Below are 21,671 nucleotides of genomic sequence, written 5' to 3' on the forward strand. Positions count from 1 at the left end.
GCCCTGTCAGATCCAGGCGGGCGTCTCCGCGTCCTCGTCGTCGTCGACCTCGGGGAGGTGGATGTCGAGCGGGAGCTGCGGGCAGTCCTTCCACAGGCGCTCCAGGTTGTAGAGCGTGCGCTCCTCCGTGTGCTGGACGTGGACGACGAAGTCGAGGTAGTCGAGCAGCACCCAGCGGTTCTCGCGGTCGCCCTCGCGGCGCGTGGGCTTCAGCTTGTGCTTCAGCAGCTCCTCCTCGACGCCGTCGACGATGGCCCCGACCTGGCGCTCGTTGTTGGCCGAGGCGATGAGGAAGACGTCGGTGATGGCGAGCTGCTCGGACACGTCGAACGCGACGATGTTGCGGCCCTTCTTATCGGCCGCGGCCTGGGCGGCGACGAGCACCGACGCCAGGACGGTGTCAGGAACGGTCATCAGAGACTCCGGATCCGGGGGCCGGGTAGAGGCCCCGCTTTGCGATGTATTGAACGATGCCGTCGGGCACGAGGTACCAGATGGGCTTGAAGTCGCGGACGCGCTCGCGGCACGCCGTCGAGGAGATCGCCAGCGCAGGCACCTCCAGCAGGGTGACCGACCCGTTGGGCAGGTGCGAGAGGTCGCGCGCCGTGAGCGGGACGCCCGGACGGGTCACGCCGACGAAGTGGGCAAGGTCGAACAGCTCCTCCGCGCCCCGCCACGTGAGGATCTGCCTCAGCGCGTCGGCACCGGTGATGAAGAACAGGTCCGTGTCGTCGCCGCGCTCGGCCCGCAGGTCCTTCAGCGTGTCGACGGTGTAGGTGTCCCCCTCGCGGTCGATGTCGACCCGGGAGACGGAGAAGCGCGGGTTCGACGCCGTCGCGATGACGGTCATCAGGTAGCGGTCCTCGGCCATGGAGACGTCGCGGTCGCGCTTCTGCCAGGGCACGCCGGTGGGGACGAAGACGACCTCGTCGAGGCCGAACTCGGCCGCGACCTCGGACGCCGCCACCAGGTGGCCGTGGTGGATGGGGTCGAACGTTCCGCCCATCACACCGAGGCGGTAGCGTCGCCCGTCACGCTCGGTGCGTGCGAGCGCCAGCTCTGTGGACGTCACTTCGAGTTCGGTCGCCCGGAGCCGAAGCCGATGACCCAGCCGAGCGCGAACAACAGGATGAACAGCGCAAGGGCGCCCATGACCCAGGTCGGCACATCCGGTGCCGAGGCCGCGGTCTCCAGAAGAAGGCTCATGGCACGCGATCCTAGCAGCGGGCAGGCACTCAGTCCCGGGTTTGCCCGTCTCCCTCGATGACGTACTTGGAGCTGGTCATCTCCGCGAGGCCCATGGGGCCGCGGGCGTGCAGCTTCTGCGTCGAGATGCCGATCTCCGCGCCGAACCCGAACTCGCCGCCGTCGACGAACCGGCTGGAGGCGTTGACCAGGACGGCGGCGGCGTCGACCTCTGCGACGAACCTCTCGGCCGCACGCCTGTCGGAGGTGACGATCGTCTCCGAGTGGCCCGTGGTGTGGGCGCGGATGTGGGCCAGCGCCTCGTCGATGCTGTCGACGACCTTGGCCGCCAGGTCGAGGGTGAGGTACTCGGCGTCGTACTCGTCCGGACCGGCAGGAACGACCGCGTCGGAGAAGGCGCGGGTCGCATCGTCGCCGTGGACGGTGACGCCCGCCCCGGCCATGGCCCGGAGCGCGGCGGGTAGGAAGCGGCCCGCAATGTCGCGGTGGACGAGCAGTGTCTCCGCCGCGTTGCACACGCTGGGCCGCTGCGTCTTGGCGTTCAGGAGGATGGTCACGGCCTGGTCGATGTCGGCGTCCGCATCGACGTAGACGTGGCAGTTGCCCGTCCCGGTCTCGATCACGGGCACGGTCGATCCATCGACGACGGCGCGGATCAGCCCGGCACCGCCGCGCGGGATGAGGACGTCGACGAGCCCGCGGGCGCGCATCATCTCGCCGGTGACCTCGCGGCCGCCCTCGACGAGGTGCACGGCGTCGGGCGTGACGCCTGCGGCCTCAAGCCCGCGGCGCAAGGCAGCGACGGTGACACGGTTGGTGTTGAGCGCCGACGACGACCCGCGCAGCAGGGCGGCGTTGCCGGACTTCAGGCAGATGCCCGCGGCGTCGGCCGTCACATTCGGGCGCGCCTCGTAGATGATGCCGACGACACCGAACGGCACCCGCACCTGGCGGACGCTGACGCCGTTGGGGAGGCGCCAGCCGCGCACCACGTCACCGACCGGATCGGGCAGGGACGCGAGGTCGCGCAGGCCCTGGACCATTCCCGCGACGCGCGCCGGGGTGAGCACCAGGCGGTCGACGATGGACTCCTCGGTGCCTGCCTCGCGCGCGGCGGCGACGTCGACGGTGTTGGCCTCGAGCAGCTCGGGCTCAGCCTCGGCGAGCGCGTCGGCCATGGCGCTCAACGCCTTGTCTTTCGCGGCACGGGTCAGCGTGACCAACTCGACGGAGGCCGCGCGCGCCGCGGCTGCCTGGCTCAGAAACTCCATGGCCAGGAAGTCTACCGCGGTCCCGGACGCCGCTGCCGTGCACAAGTCTGCGTGGGCTGCATCAGCTGTGCCATGCGTACAGCTGATGCAGCCTACGCAGATTTATGTTCGCGAGGGCGAGCTCTGGAGGCCCCCGATAGGGTTGGGTTCGTGACCGCGGGAGGACGAGAGGGCCAGCTCAGGTCGTCGGGGCTGCGCCCGGGGTGGACGACGGGGGCCTGCGCCACCGCCGCGGCAACGGCCGCGTGGGAGGCGCTGCACACCGGCGAGTTCCCGGACCCGGTGCGGGTCGCTTTGCCCAACGGGCAAGGTCCCGCGTTCGCGCTGACCCAGGAGGAACTCGGCGACGGCGTCGCGATGGCCGCCGTGCAGAAGGACGCGGGCGATGACCCCGACGTCACGCACGGCGCCGTGATCCGCGCGCGTGTCTGGCGCGGCGCGCCGGGCTCGGGGCTGGACTTCCGGGGCGGACCCGGCGTCGGCCGGGTCACCTTGCCAGGTCTGCCGCTCGCGGTCGGCGAGCCCGCGATCAACCCCGGCCCTCGCAGGTACCTGGCCGAGAACCTGAGCCGCGCCTCCGCGCGCCTCGGCGTGGCCGCCGACGCCGTCGTCGAGATCTCGGTCGACGGCGGGGAGGAACTGGCGCGGCGGACCTGGAACCCGCGGATCGGGATCGTCGGCGGCATCTCCATCCTCGGCACCACCGGGGTCGTGGTCCCCTACTCGTGCTCGGCGTGGATCGACTCGATCCGCCGCGGGGTCGACGTCGCCCGCGCCGCCGGGTTGATGCACCTCGCCGGGTGCACGGGGTCGACGTCGGAGCGCGTCGCCGCGGAGCTGTTCGGGCTCCCGGAGCTCGCGCTGCTGGACATGGGCGACTTCGTCGGCGCCGTGCTGAAGTACGTGTCGCGCCACCCCGTCGACAGGCTGACGCTCGTGGGGGGCTTCGCGAAGCTGAGCAAGCTTGCCGCGGGCCACCTCGACCTGCACTCCCACCGCACCGCTGTCGACACGACGCACCTGGCCGAGCTCGCCACCTCCGCCGGGGCCTCCCCCGAGCTCGCCGAGGAGGTGCGGTCGTCGAACACCGCGATGGGCGCCCTCCAGAGCTGCCACGCCGCGGGCGTGCCGCTGGGCGACACCGTCGCCGCCGCCGCCCGCGCGGAGGCCGAGGGCGTCCTCCGCGGCGCCCCGGTGAGCGTCGACGTCGTATGCATCGACCGGGCCGGCGCCGTGGTCGGCACCGCTCGTTGACCCGCGTCACATCCGTTCCTTGAGCTGGGCAACGGTGACGAAGGAGCCGCCGCCCGTGTCGCGCCGTGCTGAGCCGACGCGCGAGCGAAGCCGCCGTCGTGTCGAAGTAAAAGGTCCGCGACTGCGGGCAGGTACCCGCGGAAGGCGCGGGACCTTTCGACACGGTTGCGATCGACTTCGTCGATGCGCCCGGCTCAAGGAGCGGGAACTACGCTCAGTAGTATCGACTCATGAGCCCTCATCCTGGCGTCCACCCCGGCCATCCCGGCGGACATCCCGGTCACCCCGGCGCCGCCGAGCACCCGCATCTGGCCCGCAAGGGCGTGGTGCGCACGCTGCATCACGACCCCGGCGAGCGCCCGCACGTGCTGGTGTGGGAGGTCACCCGAGCGTGTCAGCTCGCGTGCCGCCACTGCCGCGCCGACGCGTTCACTAAGGCCGACCCGCGCCAGCTCACCACCGAGCAGGGAAAGGCGCTGCTCGACGACTTCGCGTCGTACGGCACGCCCCGACCCATCGTCATCCTCTCGGGCGGCGACGCGTTCGAGCGCGACGACCTCGAAGAGCTGATCGCCTACGGCACCTCGATCGGGCTGCCGATGGCTCTGTCACCGTCGGTGACCCCGCTGCTCACCGACGAGCGCCTCGCGTCCGTGCGCGCAGCCGGCGTCAAGGCGTTCTCCATCTCGCTCGACGGCGCCACCGCGGAGACGCACGACTCGTTCCGCGGCATCGACGGCACCTTCGCCGACTCCTTGGAGGCGGCAAAGCTCGTCGTGGGTCACGGGTTCCGGTTCCAGGTGAACACCACCATCTGCCGCAACAACCTGCGCGAGCTGCCCGAGATCCTCGCGACCGTGAAGTCGATGGGCGCCTGGATGTGGTACCTCCTCTTCCTCGTTCCCATGGGCCGCGGCTCGAACCTGGAGCCCCTGACACCCGAGGAGATGGAGGACGTCCTGCACTGGCTGCACGACGTCTCGGACCGGATCGCGATCAAGGTGACAGAGGCCCCGAACTACCGCCGCGTCGCCATCCAGCGCGACGACGCCCGTGCCGCCGGCGAGCCCATGCCCCCGACCGGCGAGCTGCACGCCTGGCTGATGGCCGAGACTGACCGACTGCTCGGCGAGGTGACCGAGCGCCGCCCGCCCCGACCGCCGATCGGCGTGAACTCCGGGCGCGGCTTCGCGTTCGTCGATCACATCGGCGACGTCTATCCCTCGGGCTTCCTGCCGTACAAGTGCGGCTCGGTGAAGGAGAAGCCCTTCCCGGAGATCTACGCCGAGGCGCCGATGATGAAGGCGCTGCGCGACCCCGCGAGCTACTCCGGCAAGTGCGGGGTCTGCGAGTTCAACTGGATCTGCGGCGGCTCCCGCGCCCGCGCGCACGCCATGCTCGGCGATCCCCTGGCCTCGGACCCCACCTGCATCTGGCAGCCGACGGCCACCCGCACAGAGGTTTGGCATACTTCGCCCCATGTCGGTGTCCCAGCTGTCGACGAGCAGCCAGAACTACCTCAAGGCCGTATGGAGCCTGGGCGAGTGGTCTGACGCCCCCGTCACGGCGTCGACGCTGGCCGCACGGGTCGGCGTCAGGCTCTCGAGCGCTTCAGACGCGATCCGCAGGCTGACCGATCAAGGCCTCCTCGAGCACATGCCGTACGGCGCGGTCGCGTTGACGGCGGACGGACGGTCCCACGCCGTTGCGATGGTCCGCCGGCACCGGCTGATCGAGACGTTCCTCGTCGAGGTGCTGGGCTACCGCTGGGATCAGGTGCACGACGAGGCCGAGCATCTGGAACACGCGGTGTCGGACTTCATGATCGACCGAATCGACGAGCACCTCGGACACCCCACGCGAGACCCTCACGGCGACCCGATCCCCGCCGCTGACGGTCGGGTGACGCGCCCCGACGCCGTCCCGCTGGTCGAGGTCGCGCCCGGAGCCCGCGTGCGGGTGGAGCGGATCGCGGACACCGACCCCGACCTGCTGCAGTACTTCGCGGAGCGCGGGATCGGCGTCGGCGCAACCCTCCTGACCAGGCCGGGCCCCCCGTACTCGGACGCGATCGAGATCCTGATCGACGACGACGGCGTCGCGCTCGGTCCGACGGCGGCGGCGTCGGTGTGGGTGTCGGTCGATCTAGCCGCTGGTTGACTACCGCTGGTCGAGCCGGACCCCCGCGCGGAGCGCCGGGTCCGTTGTCGTTACCAATGAACTGTCGGTGGCCGGCTCATTGGTTTCGACACGCCGACTCGGCTGCGCCTCGTGCGGCGGCTCAACCAGCGGTCACGGCACTTCCGCAGGTCAACCAGCGGTCACGGCACGTCCGCAGCTCAACCAGCGGTCACGGCACGTCCGCAGCTCAACCAGCGGTCACGGCACGTCCGCAGCTCAACCAGCGGTCACGGCACGTCCGCAGCTCAACCAGCGGTCACGGCACGTCCGCGGCCGAGTCTCGGGCCGATCAACCCGTGCCGGGGGCTGAACAGGTAGACCAGCGCGAACACCGTGCCTTGGACGACGATGACGAGGCCGCCCGAGGAGGCGTCCAGCCAATAGCTCAGGTAGATGCCCAGCACCGAAGAGAACGCCGACATGACCGGCGCGATCACCAGCATCCGGCTGAAGCGGTCGGTGAGCAGGTGCGCGGTCGCCCCGGGGATGATCAGCATCGCCACGACGAGGATGACGCCGACGACCTGAAGTGCGACCACCGCGGTCAGGGCAAGCAGGCCGAGGAGCAGCGCCCCCAGCCGCCGCGGCGACAGCCCGATCGCGTGGGCGTGGGTGGGGTCGAACGCGTAGAGGGTGAGGTCGCGGCGCTTGACGATCAGCACCACGAAGGCGACCGCGGCGAGGACCCCGATCTGGACGAGGTCCGCGTCGGAGACTCCGAGGATGTTGCCGAAGACGATGTGATTGAGGTCGGTCTGGCTCGGCGTGACCGAGATCAGCACGAGGCCGACCGCGAACAGGGTCGTGAACACGATGCCGATCGCCGCGTCCTCCTTCACCCTGCTGGTGTCGCGGATCGCGGCGATGAGGGCGACGGCCAGGAAACCGAAGACGAGCGCGCCGAGCGCGAACGGCGCACCGACGATGTAGGCCAGCACGACGCCGGGAAGCACCGCGTGCGAGACGGCGTCGCCCATGAGCGACCAGCCGACGAGCACCAACCAGCAGGACAGCAGCGCGCAGACGACGGCGGCGACCACGGTCGTCGCGAGCGCGCGAACCATGAACTCGTACTGGAGCGGGGCGAGGAGGAGGTCGAGGACGCTCATGCCGCGCCGCCCTGATCGAGGGTATCGAGCCCAAAGGCCCGTGCCAGATTGGACGGCGTGAGCGCGTCGGCCACCGGGCCCTGGAACAGCACCTTCCGCAGCAGCAGGACGGCCTCGTCGGCGAGGCTGGGCAGCGCGTGGAGGTCGTGGGTCGAGACGAGGATGGTCGCGCCGTCGTCCGCCAGCTCGCGCAGCACGTGCACGATGGTGGCCTCGCTGCGCTTGTCGACGCCGGCGAAGGGCTCGTCCAGCAGCATGATCCGGGCGCCCTGCGCCAACCCGCGCGCCACGAACGCGCGCTTGCGCTGCCCGCCGGAGAGCTGCCCGATCTGGCGGCCGGCGAGGTCACTCAGCTCGACGCGGTCCAGTGCCTCCGCGACGGCGGCCCGATCCGCGGGGTGCGGGCGGCGCGTGGGTCCGAGGTGCCCGTAGCGGCCCATCATGACGACGTCGCGCACCGAGACGGGGAAGGACCAGTCGACGGCCTCCCGCTGCGGCACGTAGCCGACCGCTCCTCGCCTGCGCGCGACGTCGGGGTCGACGCCGTCGATCAGGACCGTGCCGCGATCGGGCCGGAGCATGCCCATGATGGCCTTGAAAAGCGTGGACTTGCCCGATCCGTTCATCCCGACGAGGCCGGTCACGCCGCCCGCCCGGACGTCGAGGTCCACGCCGTCGAGGGCGACGATCTCGCCGTAGCGCACGACGACGTCGCGGACCTGGATCGGGACGGTCACGAGGCCTGCCCCCTCAGGGCCGCCACGATCGTGTCGGCGTCGTAGCGGATCAGGTCGAGATAGGTCGGGACCGGGCCGTCGGCCTCGGACAGCGAGTCGACGTAGAGGACCCCGCCGAAGCGGGCGCCGGTGGCGTCGACGACGCGCCGCATGGGCTTGTCGGAGACGGTCGACTCGCAGAACACGGCCGGCACGTCGTTGTCGCGCACGAAGTCGATGGTCGCGGCGATCTGCTGCGGAGTCGCCTGCTGCTCGGCATTGACCGGCCAGATGTAGCGCTCGGTCAGGCCCGCGTCGCGCGCGAGGTAGGAGAACGCGCCCTCGCAGGTCACCAGCGCCCGCTGGTGGGGCGGCAGCGCGGAGAGCTCAGTCACCAGCGCGTTCTGGATCTCCTGCAACTGCTCCCTGTACGCCCGCCCGTTCGCCTCGAACTCGCCCGCGTGCTCCGGAGCCAGGTCGCTGAACGCCGACACCATGTTGTCGACATAGGTCTGCACGTTGACCGGGCTCATCCACGCGTGCGGGTTCGGCTTTCCCGCGTAGGCGTCCCCGGCGATGTCGATCGGCACCACGCCGTCGGACACGACGACGTGGGGCACGTCCGCCGACTCGACGAACTGCGCGAACCACAGCTCGAGGTTCAGCCCGTTGTCGAGGATGAGGTCGGCGTCGGCGGCCTTCGCGATGTCGCCGGGGGTCGGCTCATAGCCGTGGATCTCCGCGCCGGTCTTGGTGATCGACTCCACCTGGAGACGCTCCCCCGCGACGTTTCGCGCGATGTCCGCCAGCACGGTGAACGTCGTCAGCACCACCGGCTTCCCCGGGTCCTGCTGCCCGCGCGACGGCGTCGCCGCGCACCCGGCCAGCATCATGGCGGCGACGAGCACCGCCGCCACACCTCGCCATCTCGCGCGCATCGGCCCTCCTCAGCAAAATGTTCGTCTAGACGAACATTTGTGATTGTACTCCCGAAGATCTCGGCCGGGGCGTGGGGGTCGATCAGGCCTGGGCGTTGACCTCATAGGACGTGTTGGTGGCCTCGAAGAAGTTGACCAGCTCGAACGTGTCGTTCGCCGCGGCCATCCACTTGGCCGGGTTGGCCACGTTGAACTCGGGCTCGAAGCCCAGCTCCTCCAGGCGGCGGTCGGTCAGGTAGCGCACGTAGTCGTTGACCACGTTGGCGTTCAGGCCGAGGATGCCGGTGGGCAGCAGGTCGCGGTTGTAGGCCTCCTCCATCGCCACGCCGTCGAGGATCATCTGGCGGATCTCCACGGCGAACTCGTCAGTCGCGACCTCCGGGTTCTCCTCCAGCACCGTCAGGATCAGGTTGATGCCGAACTTCAGGTGCAGTGACTCGTCGCGCACGATCCAGTCGATCAGCGAGCCGAAGTTGCGCAGCAGGTTCCGCTGCCTGAACGACAGCGCCACCATGAAGCCGGAGTAGAACCAGATGCCCTCGAGGATCACGTTGTAGGCCACGAGGTTGCGGACGAAGTCCTGCTTGCCCGCCACCGTCGTGATGTCCAGGGTGTTCTCGGTCATGCGCCGGATGTAGCGCACCTCGAACTCCTCCTTGGCCGCCATCGACGGGACGGTCACGTGCGACTCGTAGGCCTGCTCCCGGTCGATGGGGAACGTCTCGAGCACGTACTCGAAGGCCATGCAGTGGTTGGCCTCCTCCCACATCTGCTTGGCCAGGTAGAGGTGGCACTCGGCGGCGTTGACGTAGGGGTAGACCCCGAACGCGAGCGCCTTGTTGACCAGCAGCTCGTTGGGGTTGAAGTAGCTCATCAGGTAGGTGAGGGCGTGCCGCTCGTCGTCGGTCATACGGGCGAAGTCGGCCAGATCCTCGCCGAGCTGGATCTCGTTGGGGAACCACGTGTTGGCGACGGCCTGGTTGTACAGGTCGTAGGCCCACGGATAGGTGACGGGCTTGAGCAGCAGGCCTTCCTGGATGCCGGTGCCGAGGATGGATGTCATGGGGAAATCTCCTTGCTGGAGGGCGCGCAGGAACGCTGGCGCCCGAAGTTTGGGGGACTACTGGCAGGACTCGCACTGGAGGCGTTCCTGCGGGTCGACCGGGCAGGCGGCGCCGTCGACGACGTCGACCTCCAGCCCGGCCGACGGCGCGGGCTCCAGCTGGATCGTCTGGGCCGCGGCGCGAGCACCGAAGCCGACAGGCGCGGCAGGTGCAGGGGCGGCCGGGGCCGGCGTGGCGCTCGACGAGGGGCGCGCGCCGAAGCCGCGGCGGGGACCGGCACCCACGCCGGCGATCTCCGCGGCCTTGTTCACCTTCACGGTGCTCTGCTCGGCCTGGTGGCGCGGCATCATGTGCAGGTAGTACGTGGTCTTGACGCCCATCCGCCAGGCCAGCTGGTACAGGTCCACCATGGTCGAAACAGACCGGTCGGCGAGGTAGACGTTGCGGCTGATCGCCTGGTCGATCCACTTCTGCGCCCGCGCGGCCACGTGCAGGTATGCCGTCGGATCCACCTGGAAGCTGGTGCGGTAGGTGGCCTTGAGCCACTCGGGCACGCCGTCGACCTTGCTCAGGTCACCCTGGAAGCGCAGCAGGTCGTCGCGCACCTGCTCCCACAGGCCGAGGCCCTTCAGGTCCGCCACCAAGTTTCGGTTGATCTCCAGGAACTTGCCCGACGACGTCGTGCGGCTGAAGATCTGGCTGAACTGCGGATCGAGGCCGGGTGTGGTTCCCGCGACCAGCCCGATGGACGCCGTCGGGGCGATGGCCATGAGGGTCGCGTTGCGGATCCCTCCGCGGACGCGGGCGCGGAGGTGGTCCCAGTCGAGGCGAGCGGCGCGGTCCACCTCGACGGCGACCCCGCGGTCACGCTCCAGCTCGTCGAGGGTGTCGACCGGAACGAGGCCCTTCGACCAGCGCGACCCGACGAAGTTGGCGTAGGGCCCACGCTCGCGGGACAGGTCGCAGGAGGCGTCGATGGCGTGCCAGCTGATGAACTCGACCACCTCGTCGATCACGTCCCACGCCTCGGGCGAGTCGTAGGCGAAGCCGAGGCGCTCGATGATGTCGGAGAATCCCATCACGCCGAGGCCGACGGCGCGGTTCTCTCGGTTGGCATGCTCCGCCTCCGGCACCGACGACGCCGTGATGTCGACGAGGTTGTCCAGCTGGCGCACGGCGGTGCGAACCGAGCGCGCCATGAGGTCCCAGTCGAACCGCGCGCCGCGGCCCGTCCCGACGAGGTGCCGCGACAGGTTGATCGAGGCGAGATTGCAGACGGCGACGTTGTCGGCGTCCTGCGGCAGGCAGACCTCGGTGCACAGGTTGGACAGGTGGATGGTTCCCGTGTTGTTGTTCAGCGCGCGCGTGTTGATGGTGTCCTTCCACGTCAGCCACGGGTGCGACGTGGTCTGCAGCGTGACGAGGATGGCCTTCCACTGCTCGCGGGCGCGCGTCTTCTTGAACCGGCGCAGCTCGCCGGACTCCGCCATCGCGACGTACTCGGCGTAGCGGCGCGAGAACGCGGCGCCGTACAGCTCGACGAGGTCCGCTGTGTCCAGCGGGTCGAACAGGTACCAGTCGTCGTCGGCCTGGACGCGCTTCATGAACTCATCGCTGATCCACACGGCGGTGTTGGCGGTGCGGACGCGGCGGTAGGGATCACCGGAGTTCTGCTTCAGGTCGAGGAACTGGGCGAAGTCGAGGTGCCAGTTCTCCATGTAGAAGCACAGCGCTCCGAACTTCTTGCCGCCGCGGGAGACCGCGCGCAGCGTCGAGTCGATGGTGTGCATGAACGGGATGGGACCGGTCGAGGTGGTGTTGTTGGACCGGATGGGCGAGCCCTCGGAGCGCAGCTTCGTCACCGAGAGGCCGATGCCGCCGGTGCCCTTCGTCAGCCACATGACGTCGCGGACGGACTTCGCGATGTGCTCGATCTCGTCGTCCATCTGCATGACGAAGCAGTTGGACAGCTGCGCGTAGCGGGTGCCCGCATTGACCAGGGTGGAGCCCGCCGCGAGGTACAGCAGCCGGCTCATCGCCTCGTACAGCTCGAGCGCGACGACGGTGGGATCGGCCTCGTTGAGGGAAAGCCCCATGGCCACGCGCATCCAGAAGAACTGGGGCACCTCGATGGAGTGACGCGCCTCGTCGGTCAGCATGTAGCGGTTTCGCATGGTCTGGACGCCGATGAAGCGCAGGAGGTCGTCGCGCTCGGGCGCGAGCGCCGACGCCAGGGCGTCGAGGTCGAACGACGTCGCCAGCTCGGGCGCGAGCAGCCCGGCGCGGACGGCACGCTCGACGTAACCCGGGAAGTGCGCGACGTGCAGTTGCTGGATGGTCTCGGGCGCGCCGTCGCCGAACAGGTCGTGGGTGTCGCCGAAGACCTGCTTGTACAGCTTCTTGGTGAGCAGCCGCGCGGCGATGGTGTCGTAGGCGGGATCGTCCTTGACGTTGGCGAGCGCCACGTGGATGACCGCGTCGTCGAGCTGATCGGTGCTGATCTTGTCGAACAGCGTGATCTCGACCTCGGACTGCAACTGCACCGCGCGGGTGAGCTCGTCGTCGAGCCCGCGGGCCGCGTCGGCGATGGAGACGGCGACCTCGGTGCCGTCGTAGTCGACCAGGGATCCGTCGCGCTTCTGCACGCGAATGGAAACGGTATTCATGATGTCTTCCCTCGAAGCACTGTCTCGTGGCAGGTCTTCGGACTCGCGAGCGCGCCTTCCGGCACCTACTGGCCGTCGCTTCCCAGGAGTCCTTCTCCCAGTGCTGATGACGGCGGTCGTTCTCGCATACCGCTGCGGGGCAGCTCCGGATTCTCACCGGATTCCCTCTTAGCCACCCACCAGGCGGTGGGCAGAACCACATGCTTCGGGAACTATATGTGGATCACTGCGGCGGCGTCAACCACTAGATGTTGGGCCTGCCGGCAGTCGGCGTGTCCTCGTCGCCGATCCTCGCCAGGTCTATATCGGGCACGCCGTCTTCGTTCATGTCCGCCGTGCGCACCTTGCGCGCATCCCACCGCAGGAGCCCGCCACCGAGCCCCGCGGCGACGAGACTGGCCACCAGAACGCCTACCTTCGCCCCGACGAGGTGCGACGAGTCCGCGAAAGAGAGCTCGGCGATCAGGAGCGAGACCGTGAAACCGATGCCGCAGAGAAATCCGATGGGCAGCAGGTCCCTGATGCCGATCGCATCGGGCAGGCGCAACGGCGTCAGCCGGGTGACGAGGCTCGCCGTGCCGAGGACACCGATCACTTTTCCCGCGACCAGAGCCACCAGGACCGCGACGAGTACCTGCTTGCTGGGCCCGTGCCCGCCTGCGCCCACAACAGTGATCCCGGAGGCGAAGAACGCGAAGATGGGGAGGGCGACGCCCGCCGACCACGGGCGGATGGCCGCGTCCATCGCATGCGTTCGGGGCGCGGTCTCGCCGCGCCGAGCGACGGCGGGGACGGTGAGGCCGAGCACCACCCCTGCGATCGTGGCGTGCACGCCGCTTGCATGCACGAATCCCCATGCGACCGCGGCCAAGGGCACCAGCAGCCACCAGTACGGTCGCCGGGACCGCACCACGAGACCGAAACCCACGACGGCGACGAGCGCACCGAGGATGGCAACGGGGTGAAGGGTGTCGGTGTAGAAGACGGCGATGACGACGATCGCGAGCAGATCGTCGACGACGGCGAGGGTCAGCAGGAACGTGCGCAGCGCGCGCGGCAGCCCGCGGCCGAGAACGGCGAGCACCGCGAGCGCGAACGCGATGTCGGTCGCCGTCGGCACGGCCCAGCCGTGGAGCGCCTCGCGTTCCCCTAGCGCGACGACGAGCACGCTGAAGAGCACCGCGGGTACCGCCATGCCGCCGACGGCTGCGGCGATGGGCACGCCGGCCTCCTTCGGCTGGCGCAGGCTGCCGGCGACCAGCTCGTGCTTGAGCTCGACCCCCACAACGAAGAAGAAGACGGCGAGCAGCCCGTCGGCCGCCCATGCCGAGAGCGGGAGATTCAGGTGCAGCGCCGCAGGGCCGAACGAGAGCCCGGACAGCGCGGCGAAGGACTCCCGCCAGGGTGAGTTCGCCCAAGCGAACCCGACGGCGGCCGCGAGCAACAACAGCAGGCCGCCCGTCGTCTCTCGGGTCACGAGGCGGACGATGCGGCTTCGTGGTCGTGGGGTCATGGGCGCTCCTGGTCTCGTCTCCGCACCCCTTTGTCGGGGGCGTGCCGACCAGACTTCCCGGCTCACCGGAGGAGCACTCTACCAAGCATCGCGCACCGGCAGAGTCTACGCGTTTCAGGCGGAGGCATCTCCGAGGCCGAGGCCTGCGACGTCGCCGATCACGACGATCGCAGGCGGGCGGACGCCGCTCTCCTCGGCGACGGCGGCGATGTCCGCGAGGGTGGCGGTCCACGAGCGCTGCGCGGGGGTCGAGCCGTCGGCGACGATGGCCGCGGGCGTCGTGGCGGGGAGGCCCCCGTCGATCAGGGCCGCAGTGATCTCCGGCAGACACTTCACCGCCATGAGGAGTACCAGCGTGGTGCTGGTGCGGGCGAGGGCGTGCCAGTCGAGCTGACTGCGCGGGTCGCCCGGCGGGACGTGGCCGGAGACGACGGTGAAGCCCTGGGAGAGCGTGCGGTGGGTCACGGGGACACCCGCGAGGGCAGGCACGGCGACGGCGGAGGTCACGCCGGGGATGACGCGGACGGGAACTCCGGCCTCGGCGCATGCCTGCCACTCCTCTCCCCCGCGGCCGAAGACGAAGCTGTCGCCGCCCTTGAGCCGGACGACCCGCTGCCCCCTCTTCGCCCGGTCGATCAGGATCGCGTTGATCTCCTCCTGCGGAGTGAACGCGCCGCGCGGGATCTTGCCGACGTTGACCAGCTCCGCGCCGGGATTCACCTCGTTCAGCGAGCTGACGGGCCCCAGTCGGTCGTGGACGACGACGTCGGCCTGCCGGACGGCGCGCAGCCCGGCGACGGTGAGGAGATCGGGGTCGCCGGGACCACCGCCCACGAGCACGACCTCGCCGGGCGTCAGTTCTTGCTGCATCGGGCTTCCTTGATGTCGAGCAGGGCCGCGATGAGCCCCGCGTGGTGGTCTGGCGTGCGGGCGGCGAGCCGCAGCCACGTAGGGCCGAGGCCGGGGAACGACTCCCCGCGACGGACAGCGTAGCCCCGGGCCGCGAGTTCCTCGCGCAGGGACCGCGGGGCGACGTCCGCGGTGTCGACGAGGACGAAGGGAGCCTCGCCCTGCACCGGGTGCAATCCGACGGCACCGAGTCGGTCGGCGAGATCCCGGCGAGCCGCGACCCCGTCGGCCGCGAGGCGGGAGGACTCGTCGCGGCGCTCGGGGTCCAGGCAGGCGACTGTCGCGGCGATGGCCGGCGTGGAGACCGACCACGGCGGCTGCTGCGTCGCGAGCCGGGCGATCAGCCGGGGATCTCCGACGACATAGCCCGCCCGGATACCCGCGATCGCCCAGGTCTTGGTGAGTGAGCGCAGCACGAGCCTCCCCGGCATGTCGGCGGCGATCAGGGTCTCCGGCTCGCCCGGGACGGTGTCGAGGAAGGCCTCGTCGATGACGAGGGTACGCGCGCGCAGCGCGAGGAGGTCCTCACGACGGTGCAGCACGCCCGTCGGGTTGGTCGGGTTCCCGACGAGGACGAGGTCGGCGGCGGGGGCCGCGCCGGGGTCGAGGCGGAAGCCCGCGTCGACGGTCAGGATGTGGTGGCGCGGGGTCCGCCCGGCGGCGAGCAAGGCGGCGTCCGGCTCGGTGAACTGCGGGTGCACGACGAGGGCCTCACCCGGGATGGCCCGCGCGATCAGCGTGAACGCCTCGGCCCCGCCCGCGACCGGGAGGACCATCTCCTCACCAACCCCGTGATGTGCTGCGATCGCCGCGCGCGCGGGCGCCGGATCCGGATAGACGGCCCAGTCCGCGTCGCGCGCGATGGCGTCGACGAGCCAGTCCGGTGTGTGCGGCTGGCGCACGTTGACCGCGAAGTCGACCAACCCTGGCTGGATGTCCTTGTCACCGTGGTGAAGTATGTCTGTGCCGTAGGAAACTGGGTGCAGCTCATTGGTTTCGCTGGTTGAGCCGGGCCGCGAGGAACGAGCGCCCGTGTCGAAACCAATAGCGGTGACCCGGCTCGCCCAGCCATGCACGGCCTCTGCGAAGCGCCGGGCCAACTGCGGGTGGCCCGCCCAGTGGACGTGCAGGTACGAGGCGTGGAGCGTGGGCGTGGCGACGCCGTCGCGGCGGCCGTCGAGGAGCCAGGCGGCGGTCTCTCCCGGATCGGCGGTAGTGCGGTGGAACTCATGGCCGGTGACCTTCTCGCCGACGCGGCCGAGCAGCGAGTCGGCCTCGGCCGTCGCCTCGCGGTAGCCCATCGTGAGCCGCGCGGTCATAGCCGTGGTCCCTGGCAGAGCGCCGACCATCGGCTCACCGTCGAGTTCCTCGCTGAGGTACAGCAATCCCGCGCACTCGGCGACGGTGGGCATGCCGTCGGCGACCGCCTCCCGGATCGCGGCGAGCAACGGAGTGTTCGCCGCCAGGTCACCCGCATGCATCTCCGGGAATCCGCCCCCGAGCCACAGCCCTGCGGTCCCTGCGGGAAGCTCCGTGTCGGTCAGCGGATCGAAGATCACGGGCTCGCATCCCGCGGCGATCAGTAGTTCGTCGGTCTCCGGGTACCGGAACGTGAACGCACGCCCGCCCGCGATGGCGACTTTGGGTCGGGTGTCTGTGGTTGGGTCTATTCGTTTCGACACGGGCGCGGCGCTTCGCGCAGCCGCCCGGCTCAACGAGCGGTCGTGGTCAGCCGCTGGTTGAGCCGGATCGCGTCGACGGAGTCGACCGCCATCCGTGTCGCGCCGTGCTGAGCCGACGCCACGGGCGGAGCCCCGGCGTCGTGTCGAAGTGAAGCCAATAGAGGGAACCCACGGCTCTGCCTTCAGCGGAGGTGCCGTGCGAGCGATGGCCAGCAGGGCATCAAGGTCGACGTGCTCCGCGATGACGCGGCCCATGGCGAGGATGCCCGCGTCGTCGCGCTCCGCCGCGGGGACCAGGCCCAAGTGGCGCGACGGCGCCTCGATCTCCAGGTTGCGCGGCAGCACGCCCAGCACAGGCACACCCACGCGCTCGACCGCCGCGCGCGCCTCCGCCTCGTGGCGCGGGCTGCCGATCTGGTTCAGCACCACGCCGGCGATGCGGATGCCCGGGTCGAACGTGGCCATGCCGAGCACCAACGCGCCGACGCTGCGCGACGCGTGGCGCGCGTCGACGACCAGCACGACGGGGGCGTCGATCAGCCGGGCCACATGCGCCGTCGAGGCGAACCCATCCGTGCCGAGCTTCCCATCGAACAGCCCCATCGCGCCCTCGACGACGGCGACGTCAGCACCTTCGAACCCGTGCAGCAGCAACGGCGCCATGAGGTCCTCGCCGCAGAGGAACGGGTCCAGGTTGCGGCCGGGGCGCCCCGACGCAAGCGTGTGGTAGCCCGGGTCGATGTAGTCCGGGCCGACCTTGAACGGCGCCACCTCGACGCCTCGCTCACGCAGCGCCGCCATGACGCCGGTGGCCACCGTCGTCTTGCCATGCCCGGAGGCCGGTGCCGCGATCACACACCTGGGAGTCTCGTGCACGGTTCTCTCTATACGCCGTTCCAGGCTCATATGTGGCCTCGCCTCCCACATAGAGAGATCTGTGTTCGGCGGGTGAGGTACGGCGTCACCATTCGATCCCCGCCTGGCCCTTCTGGCCCTTGTCGAAGGGGTGCTTGACCTTTGTCATCTCCGTGACGAGGTCGGCGAGGTCGAGGATCGGCTGCGGGCAGCGTCGGCCGGTGATCACCACGTGCTGGGTGCCCGGGCGCGACCGCAGCACCTCAACCACCTCGTCGACATCCACCCAGCCCCACACCATGGGGTAGGTGAACTCGTCGAGGAGCCAGAACTGGTGCCGCTCCTCCGCGAGCCCTTCGCGGACGTGCGCCCACGCCGCCCGCGCCGCCTCCTCCGCGCTGACCTCTCCCCCGTGGGCCGAGCGCATCCAGGTGCAGCCCGTGCCCATCCGCTCGAACGTGACGTCGCCCTCGAGCTCGCCGAGCCTGGTCAGCGCCACATACTCCCCCGTCTTCCACGACGCGGACTTCACGAACTGGTACACCCCGACGGACCAGCCCTGCGCCCACGACCTGAGCGCCATGCCGACGGCGGCGCTGGTCTTCCCCTTCCCATCGCCGGTGTGGACGATCAACATCGGACGGTTGCGCCGCTGCCTCGTGGTGAGCCCGTCCTCGGGCGCGGGCGTCTGTCCTTTGGTCACAGGTCCTCCTTGTTTCTCGCTGGTTGAGCCGGGCCGCGTTCCTCGCTGGCTGAGCCAGACTGCGTTTCTCGCTGGCTGAGCCAGTCCGTGTTCCTCGCTGGCTGAGCCAGACCACATTCCTCGCTGGCTGAGCCAGACCGTGTTCCTCGCTGGCTGAGCCAGACCGCGTTCCTCGCTGGTTGAGCCGGACCGCGTTTCTCGCTGGTTGAGCCGGGCCGCGAGGAACGAGCGCCCGTGTCGAAACCATTGGCCGCGCATCACAGCGAGGCTCAAGGGACAGGGTGGATACGATGCGGGCATGATCATCGACCGCGACGGGGCGCTGCTCGGGCGCGCGCCGGGACTGCCCGACGAGGTGTTCGAGAGCGACGGCCTCCTCACGAAGCGCGTGGTGCGCGCGAGCGCGCTGGCGCACCTGCGGCCGCTGCCGGGGCAGCTGCTGTGGGACATCGGCACGGGCGCGGGTTCGATCGCCATCGAATGGTGCCGCGCCGCCGACGGGGCGCGCGCCATCGGCGTGGAGCGCCGCGCGGACCGCGCGTCGAGGGCCCTGGCCAACGCCGAGCGCCTGACTCCTGCAGGCGCCTTCCGGCTGGTCGAGGGTCCCGCCGACGAGGTTCTCACAGAGCTTCCCGCGCCTGACGCGGTGTTCGTCGGCGGTGGGGGCACCACCCCGGTACTGGAACAGGCCATGTCGGCGCTGCCCCCGGGCGGCCGGCTCGTCGTGCACGGCATCACCGTCGAGGCCGAACTGCTGTGCGTCGCCGCCCACGAACGCTGGGGCGGGCACCTCTCCCGGATGCAGGTCGAGAACGCCGAACCGCTCGGGTCGCTGCTCGGCTGGAAGCCCTACCGCACCGTCATCCAGTGGGCGGTCGAGAAGGGCGATACGCGGCACTAACACTGGATCGCTCGTGCCACGTCGGCGACGGTACGGGGCAGCGGGCTGGCGGGGATTCCGAGCCGGTGCAGGAGCTCCAGCTGCCAGGGGCGGCGGAGGCGAGCGGAGGCGAGGAGGTTCTCGTCGCCGAGGATCGAAGGGTCGCCCTGCCTGACGCGGCGGTCGCCGACCACCGCAACCTCGTCGGCCCAGCTGAGGGCAAGATCTACGTCGTGCGTGGCCAGCACGACCGTGGTCTCGAGGCCGTCCAACGTGGCCATCAGCTCGGCGACACCTGCGGGATCCAAGCCCGCCGTCGGCTCGTCCAACAGCAGCACCGCGGGGCGCATCGCGACGGCGCCGGCGATGGCCACGCGCTTGCGCTCGCCGTAGCTCAGTTGATGGGTGGGGCGCTCGGCCAGGTGCGTGACGGCCAACAACTCCAGCGCCTCCTCGACGCGGGCGCGGGCCTCCGCCTCGGTGAGACCCAGGTTCAGCGGGCCGAACGACACGTCCTGCGTGACGTCGGCGGAGAACAGCTGATCGTCCGGGTCCTGCAGCACCAACTGTACGAGCCGACGGTGTGCGCGCAACGAGGCCCGGTCGCGCGATAGCTCGGCCCCTCCCGCGCGCACGCAACCGCCTATCGGTTTGAGCGCCCCGGACAGGCACCGCAACAGGGTCGTCTTGCCCGACCCGTTCGGGCCGAGTAGCGCCATGCGCACGCCGCGCCGAATCGACAGGCTCGCGCCGTCCAGCACCGGGACGTGACCGGGAAAGCCCGCGGTCAGGTCGACCGCGGAGAGCGTCTCGGTCATGCCGCGGCCCAGCAGACCAGCCACACCGCGGAGACTCCGGCCAGGCTCATCGAGATGAACCGCCAGCTACGGCTCCGGACGGGGGCGAGCGTCACCAAGGACTCCTCGTAGCCGCGGCCCTCCAGGCCGCGCTGCAGGCGCGCGGCCCGGTCCCAGGTGCGCAGGATGATGCTGCCTGTCGTCGACGCGACGGTGGCCCAGCGCCGCCCGAACGAGGCCTCGCCGCCCAACCGGGCGTGCTGTGCCTGGCGCACCGCCAGAGTGGTGGCGAGCAGAAGGAACAGCAACCGGTAGGTGAGGGAGGCGATCTCCAGCAACGGGTCGGGCACGCGGAGACCGCGCAGCCAGGTCAGCACGTCCACCATGGGGGTGGTGGTGGCCAGCACCATGATGGCGAGCGTTCCCGCAACGCCGTGCGCAAACAGCCCCGCCGCGGTCCCCAGGCCCGCCTCGGTGACCCGCAGCGGGCCGACGCCCCACCCGTCGCCGCCGAAGTGGAAGGCGACGGGAAGGGCACCGATCATCAGGAAGGTCACGGGCGCGACGAGCACCGTGGCCAGGAGGGAGGGACGGATGCGGGCCGGGCCGACGATCAATGAGACGGAGACCAGGGCCACGGCCACGCATCCGGGCCAGGGGGGTGTGAGGAGGGCGGTGAGCACGAGCGCGAGGCTGAGCGCCACCTTCTCCCCGACCCGACGGCGCCGCCACGGGCTGGCCCAGGCGGCATCGTCGATGGAGTGGGTCGTCATTCGAGTGAGGCGAGCTCACGCTTCATCGCAGCACGACCGCGCAGTTGCCCGAGCGCGAACCCGAGGATGCCCGCGCCGAGCGCCGCCTGGACGGCGAACAGGCCGGACTCGATCTCCCCGCTGCCGGGCTCGAAGATCGGGTTGAACCAGGGCTCGACGCCGTTGTCTTCCTCGAGGATCGCGGTCACGGCGGCATCGGTTCCGCCGAACGCCTCCTCGCCATCGGCCGGCGCGGGAGCCAGGGTGAACGACAGGACGAAGATGACGACGAGCGCCGCCACGAGCCCCAACCCGATGAACCAGTCGTTGCGCTTAAACATGGGCGACCTCGCGATCCTTGGAGATGACACCCAGGCGAATCAGCTCGGCCGGTGCGACGCGGGTGAAGAAGCCGAAGAGCAGCACACCGAGGACACCCTCCGCAATCGACAGCGGAACCTGCGACACGGCGAAGATTCCGGCGAACTTCACGAGCGCTCCCCAGAAGCCGGTGGCGGCGTCAGGGTGGGCCAGCGCGAGCTGGACCGAGGTGACGCAGTAGGTGACGAGGTTCGCCACGGCCATCGCGAAGAACACCCCCAGCCATGTCGGCGCCTTGGCCGCCTTCAGCAGCCTCCACACGCCGTAACCAGCCCATGGGCCGGCGATGGCCATGGAGAAGACGTTGGCGCCGAGGGTGGTGAGGCCGCCGTGCGCGAGCAGCAGCGCCTGGAACAGCAGCACCACCGTCCCGAGGAAGGCCATCACGGGCGGCCTGAACAGGATCGCGCCCGCCCCGGTTCCCGTGGGGTGCGAGGAGCTTCCCGTCACCGACGGCAGCTTGATCGCGGAAAGGACGAAGGTGAAGGCGCCTGCGGCGGCGAGCAGAAGCTTGTTCTCGGGAGACTTCTTCGCCTCTCGAACCACGGCCCGCGCGCCGTGGATGACAAATGGTGTCGCGACCACGAACCAGGCCGCTGCATGAACCGGGGGGAGAAACCCCTCTGCGATGTGCATCGCGCTCCTTCCGCCGGGATTCTGCGCCCCGGACGTCGGGTTCGCGCAGGCCGAGTTTCTGACTTCCCTTGGAGAGGGCTCACAGTGGCGCGACCGTCCCGGACAACTCCCGGGTTCCTGTGCCTGCACGAAGCAATCTGTTGTTGTGCGGCCAGTCT

General features: G+C 70.1%; 21 protein-coding genes and 1 riboswitch. Of the genes, 4 read left to right on the forward strand and 17 right to left on the reverse strand.

The genetic code is table 11. The features are described from left to right. Positions 1-6 precede the first annotated feature (6 nt). From rsfS to IPJ61_RS06145, 4 genes are read right to left on the reverse strand one after another with little or no spacing between them, the layout of a single operon-like run. Entirely contained in the window at positions 7-414 is a 408-nt protein-coding gene (gene rsfS / locus IPJ61_RS06130) for a ribosome silencing factor (protein WP_297104156.1), read from the reverse strand. Next, complete coding sequence (nadD, locus tag IPJ61_RS06135) at positions 401-1,072, reverse strand: nicotinate-nucleotide adenylyltransferase (protein ID WP_459251252.1); 672 nt, start codon at positions 1,070-1,072, stop codon at positions 401-403. Before nadD ends, rsfS begins: the two co-directional genes overlap by 14 nt. After that, a complete protein-coding gene (locus IPJ61_RS06140; protein ID WP_297104158.1) occupies positions 1,069-1,206 on the reverse strand; it encodes a hypothetical protein in 138 nt (45 codons plus the stop codon). Before IPJ61_RS06140 ends, nadD begins: the two co-directional genes overlap by 4 nt. Before the next feature lie 29 nt (positions 1,207-1,235). Next, positions 1,236-2,477, reverse strand: a complete 1,242-nt coding sequence (locus IPJ61_RS06145; protein ID WP_297104160.1) for a glutamate-5-semialdehyde dehydrogenase — start codon at positions 2,475-2,477, stop codon at positions 1,236-1,238. A gap of 150 nt (positions 2,478-2,627) precedes the next feature. Between IPJ61_RS06145 and IPJ61_RS06150 the strand changes: the two genes are divergently transcribed. From IPJ61_RS06150 to IPJ61_RS06160, 3 genes are all read left to right on the forward strand, one after another. Next, on the forward strand, positions 2,628-3,731 hold the full coding sequence (locus IPJ61_RS06150) for a cobalt-precorrin-5B (C(1))-methyltransferase (protein ID WP_297104162.1): 1,104 nt from the start codon (positions 2,628-2,630) through the stop codon (positions 3,729-3,731). 230 nt (positions 3,732-3,961) lie between these two features. Continuing rightward, a complete protein-coding gene (locus IPJ61_RS06155) occupies positions 3,962-5,284 on the forward strand; it encodes a TIGR04053 family radical SAM/SPASM domain-containing protein (protein WP_297104164.1) in 1,323 nt (440 codons plus the stop codon). Next, complete coding sequence (locus IPJ61_RS06160; RefSeq protein WP_297104166.1) at positions 5,211-5,891, forward strand: metal-dependent transcriptional regulator; 681 nt, start codon at positions 5,211-5,213, stop codon at positions 5,889-5,891. The genes IPJ61_RS06155 and IPJ61_RS06160 overlap by 74 nt, the downstream gene beginning before the upstream one ends. A gap of 266 nt (positions 5,892-6,157) precedes the next feature. On the opposite strand, the gene IPJ61_RS06165 is transcribed toward IPJ61_RS06160, so the two are convergent. From IPJ61_RS06165 to cobO, 9 genes are all read right to left on the reverse strand, one after another. After that, positions 6,158-7,021, reverse strand: coding sequence for a metal ABC transporter permease (locus tag IPJ61_RS06165; RefSeq protein ID WP_297104169.1), 864 nt, complete (start codon positions 7,019-7,021; stop codon positions 6,158-6,160). Then, a complete protein-coding gene (locus tag IPJ61_RS06170; protein WP_297104171.1) occupies positions 7,018-7,758 on the reverse strand; it encodes a metal ABC transporter ATP-binding protein in 741 nt (246 codons plus the stop codon). Before IPJ61_RS06170 ends, IPJ61_RS06165 begins: the two co-directional genes overlap by 4 nt. After that, positions 7,755-8,675 (reverse strand): metal ABC transporter substrate-binding protein, encoded by a 921-nt coding sequence (locus IPJ61_RS06175; RefSeq protein WP_297104173.1) that lies wholly within the window; start codon positions 8,673-8,675, stop codon positions 7,755-7,757. Before IPJ61_RS06175 ends, IPJ61_RS06170 begins: the two co-directional genes overlap by 4 nt. A gap of 82 nt (positions 8,676-8,757) precedes the next feature. Further along, the gene (locus IPJ61_RS06180) at positions 8,758-9,738 is read right to left on the reverse strand and encodes a ribonucleotide-diphosphate reductase subunit beta (RefSeq protein ID WP_297104175.1); all 981 of its coding nucleotides are present in this window, start codon (positions 9,736-9,738) and stop codon (positions 8,758-8,760) included. A gap of 57 nt (positions 9,739-9,795) precedes the next feature. Further along, the gene (locus IPJ61_RS06185) at positions 9,796-12,405 is read right to left on the reverse strand and encodes a ribonucleoside-diphosphate reductase subunit alpha (RefSeq protein WP_297104178.1); all 2,610 of its coding nucleotides are present in this window, start codon (positions 12,403-12,405) and stop codon (positions 9,796-9,798) included. Positions 12,406-12,416: 11 nt separating this feature from the next. Further along, positions 12,417-12,621, reverse strand: a riboswitch (cobalamin riboswitch). A 28-nt stretch (positions 12,622-12,649) separates the two neighbouring features. Further along, entirely contained in the window at positions 12,650-13,918 is a 1,269-nt protein-coding gene (gene nhaA / locus IPJ61_RS06190) for a Na+/H+ antiporter NhaA (RefSeq protein ID WP_297104181.1), read from the reverse strand. 114 nt (positions 13,919-14,032) lie between these two features. After that, a complete protein-coding gene (cobA, locus tag IPJ61_RS06195; protein ID WP_297104183.1) occupies positions 14,033-14,788 on the reverse strand; it encodes a uroporphyrinogen-III C-methyltransferase in 756 nt (251 codons plus the stop codon). Then, a complete protein-coding gene (locus tag IPJ61_RS06200) occupies positions 14,773-17,415 on the reverse strand; it encodes a cobyrinate a,c-diamide synthase (protein ID WP_459251253.1) in 2,643 nt (880 codons plus the stop codon). The genes cobA and IPJ61_RS06200 overlap by 16 nt, the downstream gene beginning before the upstream one ends. 55 nt (positions 17,416-17,470) lie before the next feature. Continuing rightward, complete coding sequence (gene cobO, locus IPJ61_RS06205; RefSeq protein WP_297104189.1) at positions 17,471-18,067, reverse strand: cob(I)yrinic acid a,c-diamide adenosyltransferase; 597 nt, start codon at positions 18,065-18,067, stop codon at positions 17,471-17,473. A 298-nt stretch (positions 18,068-18,365) separates the two neighbouring features. On the opposite strand from cobO, the gene cbiT reads away from it, so the two are divergent. Beyond that, positions 18,366-18,968, forward strand: coding sequence for a precorrin-6Y C5,15-methyltransferase (decarboxylating) subunit CbiT (gene cbiT / locus IPJ61_RS06210; RefSeq protein WP_297104192.1), 603 nt, complete (start codon positions 18,366-18,368; stop codon positions 18,966-18,968). On the opposite strand, the gene IPJ61_RS06215 is transcribed toward cbiT, so the two are convergent. From IPJ61_RS06215 to IPJ61_RS06230, 4 genes are read right to left on the reverse strand one after another with little or no spacing between them, the layout of a single operon-like run. After that, on the reverse strand, positions 18,965-19,765 hold the full coding sequence (locus IPJ61_RS06215; protein WP_297105574.1) for an energy-coupling factor ABC transporter ATP-binding protein: 801 nt from the start codon (positions 19,763-19,765) through the stop codon (positions 18,965-18,967). The two genes, cbiT and IPJ61_RS06215, sit on opposite strands and share 4 nt — an antisense overlap. Beyond that, positions 19,762-20,517, reverse strand: a complete 756-nt coding sequence (gene cbiQ, locus IPJ61_RS06220; RefSeq protein WP_297104195.1) for a cobalt ECF transporter T component CbiQ — start codon at positions 20,515-20,517, stop codon at positions 19,762-19,764. The genes IPJ61_RS06215 and cbiQ overlap by 4 nt, the downstream gene beginning before the upstream one ends. Continuing rightward, entirely contained in the window at positions 20,514-20,837 is a 324-nt protein-coding gene (locus IPJ61_RS06225) for an energy-coupling factor ABC transporter substrate-binding protein (protein WP_297104198.1), read from the reverse strand. Before IPJ61_RS06225 ends, cbiQ begins: the two co-directional genes overlap by 4 nt. After that, the gene (locus IPJ61_RS06230; protein WP_297104202.1) at positions 20,830-21,513 is read right to left on the reverse strand and encodes an energy-coupling factor ABC transporter permease; all 684 of its coding nucleotides are present in this window, start codon (positions 21,511-21,513) and stop codon (positions 20,830-20,832) included. The genes IPJ61_RS06225 and IPJ61_RS06230 overlap by 8 nt, the downstream gene beginning before the upstream one ends. Between the last annotated feature and the right edge of the window lie 158 nt (positions 21,514-21,671).

This window comes from Tessaracoccus sp. (assembly GCF_016714275.1).
Classification (GTDB): domain Bacteria; phylum Actinomycetota; class Actinomycetes; order Propionibacteriales; family Propionibacteriaceae; genus Arachnia.